Annotated in this window: 9 protein-coding genes; all 9 read right to left on the bottom strand. The window is 33.9% G+C overall.

Translation table 11 applies throughout. The annotated features are described in order from the left end of the window. Positions 1-6 precede the first annotated feature (6 nt). The 9 genes from ruvA to OZP09_RS15695 all read right to left on the bottom strand — a co-directional run bounded on the left by ruvA (position 7) and on the right by OZP09_RS15695 (position 11,735). Positions 7-588, bottom strand: coding sequence for a Holliday junction branch migration protein RuvA (gene ruvA, locus OZP09_RS15735; RefSeq protein WP_269234671.1), 582 nt, complete (start codon positions 586-588; stop codon positions 7-9). A 63-nt stretch (positions 589-651) separates the two neighbouring features. After that, a complete protein-coding gene (locus tag OZP09_RS15730; RefSeq protein ID WP_269234670.1) occupies positions 652-2,943 on the bottom strand; it encodes an NADP-dependent malic enzyme in 2,292 nt (763 codons plus the stop codon). A gap of 154 nt (positions 2,944-3,097) precedes the next feature. Next, a complete protein-coding gene (locus OZP09_RS15725; RefSeq protein WP_269234669.1) occupies positions 3,098-3,523 on the bottom strand; it encodes a CBS domain-containing protein in 426 nt (141 codons plus the stop codon). 257 nt (positions 3,524-3,780) lie between these two features. Then, the gene (queG, locus tag OZP09_RS15720; protein WP_269234668.1) at positions 3,781-4,707 is read right to left on the bottom strand and encodes a tRNA epoxyqueuosine(34) reductase QueG; all 927 of its coding nucleotides are present in this window, start codon (positions 4,705-4,707) and stop codon (positions 3,781-3,783) included. Continuing rightward, the gene (locus tag OZP09_RS15715; protein ID WP_281309638.1) at positions 4,704-6,050 is read right to left on the bottom strand and encodes a cytochrome P450; all 1,347 of its coding nucleotides are present in this window, start codon (positions 6,048-6,050) and stop codon (positions 4,704-4,706) included. The genes queG and OZP09_RS15715 overlap by 4 nt, the downstream gene beginning before the upstream one ends. Positions 6,051-6,061: 11 nt before the next feature. Beyond that, entirely contained in the window at positions 6,062-7,084 is a 1,023-nt protein-coding gene (ruvB, locus tag OZP09_RS15710; RefSeq protein WP_223679602.1) for a Holliday junction branch migration DNA helicase RuvB, read from the bottom strand. 108 nt (positions 7,085-7,192) lie between these two features. Beyond that, positions 7,193-8,995, bottom strand: a complete 1,803-nt coding sequence (locus OZP09_RS15705; RefSeq protein WP_223679593.1) for a cytochrome c oxidase subunit I — start codon at positions 8,993-8,995, stop codon at positions 7,193-7,195. A gap of 30 nt (positions 8,996-9,025) precedes the next feature. Continuing rightward, on the bottom strand, positions 9,026-10,216 hold the full coding sequence (locus OZP09_RS15700; RefSeq protein ID WP_269234666.1) for a cytochrome c oxidase subunit II: 1,191 nt from the start codon (positions 10,214-10,216) through the stop codon (positions 9,026-9,028). A gap of 19 nt (positions 10,217-10,235) precedes the next feature. Further along, positions 10,236-11,735, bottom strand: a complete 1,500-nt coding sequence (locus tag OZP09_RS15695) for a cation-translocating P-type ATPase (RefSeq protein ID WP_269234665.1) — start codon at positions 11,733-11,735, stop codon at positions 10,236-10,238. Positions 11,736-11,739 lie beyond the last annotated feature (4 nt).

The raw sequence follows: 11,739 nt of genomic DNA, 5'->3' as shown, positions 1-11,739 counted from the left end.
AGTAATTTATAAAGCTTTTAAAGCTTTTTTGATAATGGTTTCTACAGTAGCGTCCGGATCTTCTTTTACAATTTTCTCAACAACTTTTTCAGATGCCTTTCTAACAAAACCTAAAACTTCTAAAGCAGATAACGCTTCATCTCGGTTTGTATTGTTTTGAACAACAGAAACTTCATCCAAATCATATAATTTTAAGACTTTTTCTTTCAAATCCAATATGACTCTTTGAGCCGTTTTATTACCAATGCCCTTAATAGACTGAATAACACCAACATCTCCTGAAGCAATTGCATTGATAATTTGCTTCGGATCTATAGATGAAAGCATCGTCCTGGCAATATTAGCCCCAATTCCGGAAACAGATATAAGCATTCTAAATATTTCTCTTTCAGACTTTTCTACAAAACCATATAAAGTATGCGCATCTTCTTTGATTAGAAGATGCGTATATAATTTTATAAAATCAGTATTTGGAAGTAATGAAAAAGTATGCAGCGAGATATTAACCTGATATCCAACCCCTGCACAATCAATAATTACCTCTGTTGGATTTTTCTCCACCAATTTACCCTGCAAATGTGCTATCATAATATTATTTGTGGGGTCAAATATACTAAATTTAAGACAACATTAACAACCGTATAAACCCTGTTATTTCCCTAGTTTGATTTTCTTCAATTCTTTTCCCTGAGCATCAATAACTGCAATTGCTGCCATATTTACCATCTCTTCAACACTTGCACCTAGTTGAAAAATATGAACCGGTTTTCCCATTCCCATCATGATTGGTCCGATAGAATTTACCTTATACAGCTCTTTTAGCATTTTATATGTAATGTTTGCTGATTCCAGATTAGGAAAAACCAAGGTATTGACTTTTTTTCCTGCTAATTTAGAGAAAGGAAATTTCTCCTTAAGCATTTCCGGATTCAAAGCAAAGTCGGCCTGAATTTCGCCATCAACAATCATATCCGGATGATTTTTATGCAAATATGCAACAGCTTCCCTTACTTTTGAAGCATTTTCATGAATCGATGATCCAAAATTTGAATAAGAGACCATTGCAATAACAGGCTCTATACCAAACATTTTAGCCGTTTTAGCAGTCATAATCGCAATATTAACCAAATCATCCGCAGATGGATTAATGTTTATTGCTGTATCAGCCAAAAACATTGGACCACGTGCTGTAAGCATCATATTTGTAGTAGCAACAAGAGATGCACCTTGTGCTTTTTCAATTAACTGCATCATTGGTTTTACAACACTTGGATAACTTCTTGAATATCCTGTAACCAAACCGTCTGCTTCACCTTCGTTAACCAACATTGCTGCAAAATAATTTCTTTCGCGCATAAATCTCTGAGCATCCAGCAAAGAAACCCCTCTCCTTTCTCTTGTCTCCCAATATGAATTTGCAAATCTGTTGCGCCTTTCTTCTTCTTCATTTGTCTTAGGATCGATTATTTCAACATCGGCATCAAAACCTAATTCCTTTTTAAGTTCTAAAATAATTTCTTTATTCCCTAATAGAATTGGAAAACCAATACCTTCTTCGTAAACAATCTGAGCTGCTTTTAACACATTCAAATGTTCTGCCTCAGCAAAAACCACTCGTTTCGGATCCATTTTTGCACGGTTTGTAATCAAACGAACCATCTTATTATCATTGCCCAAACGTTCCAAAAGCTTTTCTTCATAAGCTGCCCAGTCTGTAATCGGATTTTTGGCAACGCCTGATTCTATAGCTGCTTTTGCAACAGCGGGCGCAACTACTGCAATCAATCTTGGGTCAAATGGCTTCGGAATAATATATTCACGGCCAAAACCTAATTTTGTTGCACCGTAAGCCACATTAACCTGTTCTGGTACAGATTGTTTCGCTAATGAAGCCAGTGCTTTTACGGCTGCCATTTTCATAGCTTCATTAATTTTCGTTGCCCTAACATCCAAAGCTCCTCTAAAGATATAAGGAAAACCTAAAACATTATTTACCTGATTAGGAAAATCTGAACGGCCCGTAGCCATAATTACATCCTTGCGGGTTTCGACAGCTAAATTATAATCAATTTCAGGATTTGGATTTGCCATCGCAAAAACAATTGGACTTTCGGCCATTGACAATAACATCTCAGCCGATAAAATATTTCCTGAAGATAATCCTATGAAAACGTCTGCATCTTTTACAGCTTCTGCTAAATCAATTTTAGCACCATCCACAGCATATTTCAACTGCAACTCTGAAAGCGAAGGATTATCTTTTGTTAAAAGTCCTTTACTGTTGAACATTAAAACATTCTCAACTTTTACACCAAGCAAAACATATAAATCCGTACAGGCTATAGCAGCAGATCCGGCTCCTGAAACTACAACTTTTATATCTTCAGCTTTTTTTCCTGCGAGTTCAAGTGCATTAATTAAGGCAGCAGAAGAAATAATAGCGGTTCCATGCTGATCGTCATGCATTACCGGAATATCTAACTCCTCGATCAGTCTTCTTTCTATTTCGAAAGATTCAGGGGCTTTTATATCTTCTAGATTAATTCCTCCAAAAGTTGGGGCAATATTCTTTACAGTCTGAATAAACTCTTCAACATCTTTTGTTCCGATTTCAATATCGAAAACATCAATATCAGAGAAAATTTTAAAAAGCAAACCTTTTCCTTCCATTACCGGTTTTCCTGCTTCAGGACCTATATCTCCCAAACCTAAAACGGCTGTCCCGTTTGAAATTACAGCTACTAAATTTCCTTTTGCTGTGTATTTATAAACATCTTCAGGATTTGCTGCGATTTCTAAACATGGTTCTGCAACTCCAGGCGAATAAGCCAGAGACAAGTCTCTCTGAGTTGCATATTTTTTAGTTGGAACTACCTGAATTTTCCCTGGAGTTGGTTCTGCATGATATACTAATGCTTCTCTTCTTTTTGTCTCTTTATTCATTCGTTTTCAATTTAATTATATTCTCACAAAGATATAAGACTTGAAATAAAACTGTTTGTTTTTGAGCATACTTTTACTAAAAATGTTTAAATTTTGGATAAAAAAATAGCCCGATACATTTCGGACTATTTATAAATTTTTATTATTTAAATTCTTATTGAGAAATATAAGAGTTAAGATGATTTATCGTATCCTTCTGCAATTCGATAATAGCTTTTACAACATCACTAATCGAAATTATACCTACAACAATTTCATTTTCTAAAACCGGAAGGTGTCGTATTCTTTTTGTACTCATAAGTTCCATACAATTTTCTAAATTATCCGAAAGTTTAACTGTAAAAACAGTGCTTTCCATGATTTCATCAACTAAAGTTTCTTTTGATGATTTATCCTTTAAAACAATTTTTCGTGCATAATCCCTTTCAGACAATATTCCTTTTAACTCAGAACCATCGATAATCAGAATAGCCCCTATATTTTTTTCACCCATTACTTTCAATGCATCATAAACAGTTGTTGTTGAACGTACGGAATAAACATTTTTTCCTTTCGCGTTTAGTATTTGATTTACAGTCATATCTGAAAAATTTTAGGATTATAAAGTTAAAAAAAATTAAACATAAAAAGATAAGCCACTATGTTTTTTAACATCTAACAAATTCATTTTTAAATCATTATAAGACATTTAACTATTTAGAAATATTCTCCGAAAGAAAAGAATCGTTCACAACCTTTTTTTTGTGAAAAATGCAACGTTTCAATATTAAATTAAAGCAAAAAGTCTTTCCTTAACCCAGAAAGACCTTACTGTAAAGTTTTTATTTTTTTCAACTACTACTCCAAAAACTTAATGTTTCTCTTCAGACCATCGAATTTAGTTCTCTTAATAGGGGAATTTTTAAAAACTGAGCGAAAAGTTTCCTCCGTTATTTCAATCCAGTCTTTTTTGGAAAAAGAAAGCAACTCAGGATTAGGATTAAATAAAGGTTCAGCATGAGGCTTAGAAAAACGATTCCAGGGACAAACATCCTGACAGGTATCGCAGCCAAACATCCATTCATCAAATTTGCCTTTCATTTCGTATGGAATATTTTCTTTAAGTTCAATGGTATAATAAGAGATGCATTTGCTTCCGTCTACTACATAAGGAGCGACTATTGCCTGTGTTGGGCAGGCATCAATACAGGCTGTACATGAACCACAATGATCCGTTACCGTATGATCGTATTCTAGATCTAAGTCCAGAATAAGTTCAGCAATAAAATAAAACGAACCTACTTTCTGAGTTAATAAATTGCTGTTTTTACCAATCCATCCCAAACCGCTTTTTGCTGCCCAGGCCTTATCTAAAACAGGAGCCGAATCTACAAAAGCACGTCCCGAAACATCACCTATATTTTCCTGGATTGAATGAAGAAATTCTTTGAGTTTTTCTTTAATTACAAAATGATAGTCCTGCCCATAAGCATATTTTGAGATTTTGAAACTTTCATTATTCTGAACCTCTGCAGGGTAATAATTTAGTAAAAGCGAAATTACACTTTTGGCATCATCAACCAATAATGTTGGATCTAAACGTTTATCAAAATGATTTTCCATATAGGCCATTTGCCCATTATAATTATTTTTTAACCATTTTTCCAAACGTGGAGCTTCTTGTTCAAGAAATCCTGCTTTGGATATCCCACATGAAATGAAACCAAGTCGTTTTGCTTCAGATTTAATAAATTTCGAATATGTCCCTTTAGCATTAATGGTCATCTTTTAGAGAATGTTACTTCAGCTCCAACTGGTTTTAAAGTGATTAACGGATTAAACCGTATTTCATTTTTAGTTGATTTAATCAAGTATCTTTTTACAATATAAGAAAGTGTAAGACACATTTCATAAATAGCAAATCCTGCCCCAATACACATTCTTGGCCCGGCTCCAAAAGGATAAAAATATTGCAGCGATTTCTTTTTTTGTTCACCAAGAAAACGTTCAGGAATAAACGCATTAGGGTTTTCCCAATATTTAGGATTACGATGCAGTTCATAAAAAGAAACACCAATCAGGGTTCCTTTTTTAATATTAAAATCTCCCAGAGTATCATCATCGACATTTTCCCTGTCTGTAATCCAGGCAGGCGGATACAATCGCATTGACTCATTTAAAACTGCATTTGTATAAGTCATTCTTTGCAGCTGCTCCACTACATTATCAGTCTCCGATTCAATTTTGAAGATTTCGTCGAATATCTTCTCCTGTACATCAGGATTATTTCCTAAAAGATGTAAGGTAAAAGTTAAAGCATTAGCGGTTGTTTCATGCCCGGCAATAAAAAGAATTTTTATCTCATCTATTAATTGTTCTACAGACATTCCTTCACCACTATCCTCATAACGTGTTTCAAGAAGCATATTCAGCAAATCATTAATTTCTTTTTTTGAAGCAATCCTTTCCTCTACAATTTCCCTAATAATTTTATTATTTTCATAAGCCAACTCAAGATGTTTTTTTACCTGACCACTAATTGAAAACCACCACGCTTTATGTGGAAGTCTAATTTCTTTGATTAAGAAATTCTGAACTTCTTCGATAATAAATTTTATACGATTTAATTTTTCATCAGAGGTAGAAAGCTGAAATAATGATTTAGCCACCACATTAAAGGCCAGTTCACTCATAATAGGAAAAAGATCAATAGGTTTTTCTGCCACTATATCATTTAGTTCTGAAGCAATTATCTTTTCCATGTTTTCAACCAGCTCATTCATTTTTTGCTTATGAAAAGCTGGCTGAATAAGTCTTCTTTGTTTTAGCCAAAATTCACCATCAACTGTTAAAAGTCCTTTACCTAAATATTTCGAAAGATATACAGACTGAAACTTTGATTTATGATAGTTCTTGTGATTTTTCTGCAAAATATATTCGGCAACATCATTGTCCCTGGACAAAATGATATATTTGGATTTTCCAATTCTAATAGAAAATGAATCCCCTAAAACATTAAAGTACCTATTATGAAACGGAATAGGATTTTTACGTATCCCTTCAGCATCCAGAAAAAATCTTAAAATTGAAAGCTTATTTGGATAATTATATATTTTACTTAGGGACATTGGATAGTAAATTAAAATAATCCTCCTTGAATATTCGTGTTTATTTTTCCTAAGTGTTTGTAGGCTTTATCTGTAACTTCACGACCACGGGGAGTACGCATAATGAAACCTTCCTGAATCAAAAATGGCTCGTAAACCTCTTCAATTGTCTCACTGCTTTCAGAGACTGCTGTTGCCAGAGTAGAAAGACCAACAGGGCCTCCTTTAAATTTATTGATAATCGTTAATAAAATTTTATTATCCATTTCATCAAGCCCATGCGCATCAACATTTAGTGCTTTAAGAGCATATCTTGATATCTCTAAATCAATAATACCATTCCCCTTTATCTGCGCAAAATCACGTACACGGCGCAATAATGCGTTTGCAATACGAGGTGTACCACGGCTGCGGCCTGCAATTTCTATTGCTGCTTCAAGATCGATAGGCATTTTCAAAATAGAAGCACTTCTTTCTACAATTGTAGTTAAAAGTTCGGTCGTATAATATTGAAGACGGGAAGATATTCCAAAACGGGCACGCATAGGAGCAGTCAATAATCCTGAACGCGTAGTAGCCCCTATTAAGGTAAAAGGATTTAAATTAATTTGAACCGTTCTGGCATTAGGACCGGATTCAATCATGATATCAATCTTAAAGTCCTCCATAGCAGAATATAAATATTCTTCAACAATAGGACTCAAACGATGAATTTCATCAATGAATAATACATCTCTTTCATCTAGATTTGTCAACAGACCTGCTAAATCACCTGGCTTATCCAAAACAGGACCAGAAGTAATTTTGATTCCGACTTCAAGTTCGTTCGCTAAAATATTAGCTAAAGTAGTTTTTCCTAGTCCGGGAGGCCCATGAAAAAGTGCATGATCAAGTGCTTCTCCGCGCTGATTAGCAGCTGCGACAAAAACCTTTAAATTTTCTAAAACCTGGTCTTGTCCGGCAAAATCATCAAATGACAGCGGACGCAATCTTTTTTCAAGATCTAACTCTTCTGGGTTGTATCCTTTTGTGGTAGGATCTAGATTCTCATTCATTTTACAAAGATAGACAAAGTAATCAGTTTGTAAAACAGTAAAAGTTCAGAGATAAAATTTTTATAAAAACAAAAAGACCATCATTTCTGATGGTCTTTTGAAATATTTTTAGTGGTGTAAAACTTCTTCACCTTCTTTCATTGGTACATTTTGAGGAACAAAATCTACATCATGATTTGGGTTACTGTAATCATACGGCCAACGATATACATGAGGAATTTCACCTGGCCAGTTACCGTGAATATGTTCAACCGGAGTTGTCCATTCTAATGTTGTAGATTTCCATGGATTCTGAACCGCTTTCTTACCATAAAAAATACTACTAAAGAAATTGTATAAGAATACTAATTGGAACGCACCTCCTACAAGAGCAAATGTTGTAATCAAAACATTTACATTTTGTAAATCATCAAATAATGGGAAGTTTGTATTTGTATAATAACGTCTTGGAAGACCAGCCAATCCAATAAAGTGCATTGGAAAGAAAACTCCATAAGCACAAACTGCAGTTACCCAGAAATGGATATAACCTAAGTTTTTGTTTAACATTCTTCCGTACATTTTAGGGAACCAGTGGTAAATACCAGCAAACATTCCGTAAAGTGCAGAGATACCCATTACTAAGTGAAAGTGAGCAATTACAAAATAAGTATCATGAACGTTAATATCTAAAGTACTATCCCCTAAAATGATTCCGGTTAAACCTCCTGTGATGAAAGTAGAAACCATTCCAATAGAGAATAACATTGCAGGATTGAATTGTAAGTTACCTTTCCATAAAGTTGTTATCCAGTTAAATGCTTTTACAGCAGATGGAATTGCAATCAATAATGTTGTAAATGTAAATACAGATCCTAAGAAAGGATTCATACCTGAAAGGAACATATGGTGCCCCCAAACAATAGTTGACAAGAATGCGATTGCAAGAACAGACATAATCATCGCTCTGTATCCAAAGATTGGTTTACGTGAATTCGTAGCCATAATTTCAGATACAAGACCCATTGCTGGTAAGATTACAATATAAACTTCAGGGTGACCTAAGAACCAGAATAAGTGTTCAAACAAAACTGGAGAACCTCCTTGGTAATGTAAAACTTCACCAGCGATATAGATATCAGATAAAAAGAATGAAGTACCAAAACTTCTATCAAAAATCAATAATAAAGCCGCAGATAATAATACCGGGAATGAAATAACTCCAATAATAGCAGTTACAAAAAATGTCCAGATAGTAAGAGGAAGTCTGGTCATAGACATTCCTTTTGTTCTTAAGTTAATTACAGTTACAATATAATTTAAAGATCCCATCAATGAAGATGCAATAAATATCGCCATTGAAACTAACCATAAAGTCATACCCGTACCAGATCCAGGAATTGCTTGTGGCAAAGCACTTAATGGAGGATAGATTGTCCAACCTGCAGAAGCTGGTCCAGCTTCAACAAATAAAGAACACAACATTACTACAGCAGATAAGAAAAAGAGCCAGTATGAAATCATATTCATAAATCCTGAAGCCATATCTCTTGCACCAATTTGAAGTGGAATAAGTAAATTACTGAAAGTTCCACTCAAACCCGCCGTCAATACGAAGAATACCATGATGGTACCATGAATCGTGACTAAGGCCAAATAAATATCATTAGCCATTACACCATCAGGTGCGAATTTATCTCCTAATAAAACATTAAATATTTTAAAAGACTCTTCAGGCCAAGCTAATTGCATTCTGAAAAGTAAAGACATTACAATACCAATAATTCCCATAATAATACCTGTAATCAAGTATTGTTTAGCAATCATTTTGTGATCAATACTAAAAATATATTTAGTAATGAATGTGTCTTTATGATGATGTTCGTGCTCGTGATCGTGTCCGTGATCGTGACCGTGCGCTTCTGCTGACATATAATTGTACTTTAAATTTTCTTAATAATATTATTTAACCGCAACTTTTGCTACAGCTGCTTTAACAGTATCAATAACTGCCTTTACAGTATCTTTTACCTTTGTAGTTGTATCTGTAGTAGGTTCATCTCCTTCAACTGGCTTTTCAGCCGCAGCTGCAGCTTTAATATCCTGAGCTAAAGTTGTTTTTTCACTTAACCATTTTTTATAATCTTCAGGAGAATCCACAACAACTTTCATTTGCATATTGTAGTGAGAAGCTCCACAAATTTTATTACACAACAATAAGTAATCAAATGTATATGGGTCTAAAGCTGTACCTCCTTTTGCTACTAATTCAGCACTTTTTTCATTTCTAAGTTTATTGATATTAGCTACTTTCTCAATCATAAAAGGCAGCTCTCTATATTCAGCAGTAGTATAAGTTGGAATAAAAGCAAATTCAGTAACCATTCCCGGAACACAGTTCATTTGTGCTCTAAAGTGTGGAAAATAAGCAGAGTGTAAAACATCCTGAGAACGCATTTTAAAATGAACTTTTTTCCCTTTTGGAATATGTAATTCAGTTACTACAATATCATCCTGAGAATTAGGATCAGACATATCAACACCCAAAGTATTGATACCTTCAATTAAACGAACATTTGCCTTACCTAAAACATTATCCTGCCCTGCATATCTGGCAGTCCATTTAAATTGCTGAGCATATAATTCAATTTCTACTACATCTTCGTCTTTGTCAACAAACATGATATTATTCCATGCATACAATCCGTAAAGTATTAAGATTGCCAAAACAACAGAAGGAATTATACTCCAAATTGCTTCCAATTTATTACTATCAGCAAAAAACAAAGCTTTTTTATCTTTATTCCCTTTATATTTAAAAGAAAACCAATATAATAAACCCTGAGTAATAACCTGAACAGTAAAAATTAACACCCAAGTAATATTCATTAAATTATCTACCAAAAGACCATGCTCAGAAGCAGGTGTATGAAGTGCCAAATTACCCCATTTTAGTAGACCGTAAATTGTGAAGATATAAATGAAAGCCAAAAAGCCAAACATGATATATCCCTGAACATTGTTATCATTATCAGACGCTACCTGAGAATCGTCCGAAGAAGCCCCAACCTGAGTAAGATCGAAAATCTTGGTCAATTGCCATAATGCAACTGCTAATAAAACTAAAACTATAATTACCAACAAACTTGTCATCTGTTTACTTCTTTAAATATTAATAATGAAAATGTTTACTTTCTTCTATGAAAGGATTTCTTTTTGCTAACAGAGGAGATTTACTCAAAGCAGTAAACACTACGAAAATAAATAAACCTAAGAAGAAAAGAATAGATGCAATTTCAGAAACTCCAATAAACCATCTGTCACCAACTGTTCCAGGCATAATCATATTAAAGAAGTCAACATAGTGTCCTAACAAGATCACAATTCCAGCCATTACAATAACCCAGTTAAGACGTTTGAAATCTGTATTGATTAATATCAATAACGGGAAAACAAAATTCATAACTACAGCACCAAAGAAAGGCAGGTTATACAATTGAATTCTTGTTACGAAATAAGTTACCTCTTCAGGAATATTTGCGTACCAAATCAACATAAATTGAGAGAACCATAAATACGTCCAGAATACACTAATACCAAACATAAATTTAGCTAAATCATGAATATGGCTTGTATTTACATACTCTAAATATCCTTTAGATTTTAAATAAACTGTAACTAATGCAATAGTTGTAATACCGCTTACAAAGAAAGAAGCAAATACATACCATCCAAATAATGTACTAAACCAGTGAGGATCAAAAGACATTATCCAGTCCCAAGACATAATAGACTCAGAAACTATAAAGAATACTAAGAAACCAGCAGATAATTTAAAATTCTTTTTGTAATATAAATCATCATTAGCTTCATCCTGAGCCAGACAGTTTTTTCTAGAATAAATACGATATAAGTTCCAGCCTAACAAAAAGATAAATGCTCTGATGATCCAAAAAGGAAAATTTAAATAACCAGATTTTCCAGCAATGATAGCGTCATAATTAGGGCTTTTAGGATCAGTAACAGCTTCACCTAACCAAACAAATATATGATTAAAGTGTAAACCACAAAGAACCAAAATAATAAAGAAAATAATAGAACCAGCCGGTAAATAAGCTGTAATACCCTGCATAACTCTAAATAAAACAGGAGACCAACCAGCCTGAGCTACTTGTTGAATAGCATAAAATGCTAAAACTCCCATAGTAAGCAATAAGAAGAAAATACAAGCAACATACAAAGCTGACCAAGGTTTGTTTTGCAATTGGTGTAAAACATGTTCAGCATGCGCTTTATGATCTTGTTCATGAGAAACTTCTTCGTGCTTGTCTGCTTTTACTTCATGATTAGCAACCGCAGTTTCGTGAACTACTTCAGTTTTTTCTTCGTGAACTGTATCTGCATTTGCAACAATAGAATCTTTATTTACAACAACCTGTGGATGTGTTTCTTCAGCCTCTGCATGGTGAGTAGCTTCTTGTGTTTTTTCTTCATGATGTGCTTGAGCAGCTTCATGATGCCCACCACCGTGCTCTGATGCTTCTTTTTTAAGAAGAGTTTCTACCTCTTCAATATTTTTAGGAGCGTTTAAAAAACCATATCCAATCCCTAATATACCAACGGCCATTAGAATGATAGAAAAAGTTTTTAATTTACTTGAAAATGTGTACATATCT

Source organism: Flavobacterium flavigenum, assembly GCF_027111255.2.
GTDB lineage: Bacteria > Bacteroidota > Bacteroidia > Flavobacteriales > Flavobacteriaceae > Flavobacterium > Flavobacterium flavigenum.
Note: the sequence above shows the minus strand (reverse complement) of the source record. Positions and strands in the feature narration are given on the sequence as shown.